A 1,985-nucleotide genomic window follows, 5' to 3' on the forward strand; every position below is an offset into this window, starting at 1 on the left:
CCGGACCGCCCATTCCCACGCCGTCCCCGGTGGGCCCGCCGGGCCCACCGGGCCTGCCGGGCCCACCGGGCCTGCCGGGCCGGCCGGCGGCCTCGCCATCCCCGATGCGATGAGCGGAACCGGTCAGGCCGCTGGTCTCCCCGCCCCGGCCTGACCGGTCATCCGCCCACCATGCCGAATCCACCGATCTCCGCCGCGGTGCCAGCACGACGAGGCCGGCGGAGATCCCGGTCACCTTCGCGACCCACGCACCGGTACCCGCGAGCGCCGCGGGTATCGGTGCGTGGGTCGCGCCCGTCGGGCGAATTTGCCGAGGCCGGAATGCCCGCTCATCCTTGGGCCATGGCCGATAACGGACACCCGGGGTGCGAGCTGTGGGGGCACCGATGAGCACCGCGATGGCTCGGGTGCCCGACTCGCTGCGGGGGCAGATCGTCACACCCGGCGACCGCCGGTACGCGCAGCTGCGCTCGACGTACACCACGTCGGCGTCGCCGGCCGCCGTCCTGCTGCCGAAGACCACCGCTCAGGTGGTCGACGCGCTCCGCTACGCGGCGGGAGCAGCGGCTGCCCATCGCGGTCCGCAGCGGTGGGCACGGCCTGTCCGGAGCGTCCTCCAACAACGGTGGCGTGGTCATCGACCTGTCCATGCTCAACCGGGTGCAGGTGCTCGACGAGCGGGCCGGGCTGGTCCGGGTCGAGGCCGGTGCCCGCTGGGCCAACGTCGCGAAGGCGCTCGCCCCGTACGGCCTGGTGGTCAGCTCGGGTGACTACGGCGGTGTCGGGGTGGGCGGCCTGGCCACCGGCGGTGGGGTCGGTTGGCTGGTTCGCGCCCACGGCCTGACCATCGACCGCGTCCGCGCGGTCGAGGTGGTGCTCGCCGACGGAACGCTGGTACGCGCCGACGCCGAGCACGAGCCGGAGCTGTTCTGGCTGGTCCGGGGTGCCGGGGCCGGCGCGGGGATCGTGCTGGCCTTCGAGATCGAGGCGGCCGAGCAGCGCAATGTCGGCGTCGCGCGGTTGGTGGTCGAGGCGCACCCGGACGGCCGCACCATCCGGGAGTGGACGAGCTACCTGGCGCGGGCCCCCCGGGAGTTGTCCGCGGCGGCTGTGGTGTTCGCCGAGGGCCGCTCGGTGCTGATGTCCGTCACCGCGGTGGTCGCCGCCGAGAGCCTGCGCCGGGCCGGCCAGTGGTGGAACCGCTGCTCGCCATCGGCAAGGTGCTCGAACACCGGACCGACCTGCTGCCCTACCCGACGCTGGTGCCGACCGCGCACCTGCATCCCAACGTCGGGCAGCAGCGGGGCACGACCACGAACGGCCTGTTCACCGCGCTGGACGACGCCGGGGCGCGGGCCGTCACCCGAGCGGTGACCGGGCCGGGGCGGGGGGTTGTCCAGCTCCGCTCGTTGGGTGGGGCGGTCAACGACGTGGCGTCCGACGCGACCGCGTACCCGCACCGCCACCAGGACACGTTGATCGTGGCCTCGACGTTCCCACCGCAGGGTGGCGCGGCGTTGGACGCCGCCTGGCGGGCCGCCGGGGCGCGCGCCGACGGCGCGTACGTCAACTTCGAGAGTCGGCCGGGGCCGGCCGCGTTCGCCCGGATCTATCCCGGCGAGACCGGGGCCCGGGTCCGGCGGCTGTGGCAGCGGTACGACCCGGACGGGGTGTTCCGCTCGGCCTTGTTGACGGGCCAGAGCAGCCGGTCCGACCAGGGCAACCGCCGCGATTCGGGGGACCGGGCCGGGCAGGCCGGCGGCTCGCGGCAGGCCAGCCGGGCCGGCCGGGCCGGCCGGACCGGGCAGCCGCATCGACGCCGCCGCTGAACGACGGGGGCGCGCACACCCAGGTCCGATTCCCGCCAGCCGACCGCCGGTCGGGCGGGGCATCATCGGTGTCATGGAGCTGGACTTCGAGCGCTGCTATCGAGCCGTGGACAGCCGTGACCAGCGGTTCGACGGCTGGTTCTACACCGGCGTGAC

Annotated in this window: 2 protein-coding genes; both read left to right on the forward strand. The window is 75.0% G+C overall.

What is annotated here, in order from left to right; genetic code table 11:
• Positions 1-567: 567 nt before the first annotated feature.
• A complete protein-coding gene (locus JM949_RS35530; protein WP_203152419.1) occupies positions 568-1,374 on the forward strand; it encodes an FAD-binding oxidoreductase in 807 nt (268 codons plus the stop codon).
• 56 nt (positions 1,375-1,430) lie between these two features.
• On the forward strand, positions 1,431-1,829 hold the full coding sequence (locus tag JM949_RS35535) for a hypothetical protein (RefSeq protein ID WP_203152418.1): 399 nt from the start codon (positions 1,431-1,433) through the stop codon (positions 1,827-1,829).
• Positions 1,830-1,985: the final 156 nt, after the last annotated feature.

Source organism: Micromonospora tarensis (genome assembly GCF_016803395.1).
In the GTDB taxonomy this organism is placed as follows: Bacteria; Actinomycetota; Actinomycetes; order Mycobacteriales; family Micromonosporaceae; genus Micromonospora; species Micromonospora tarensis.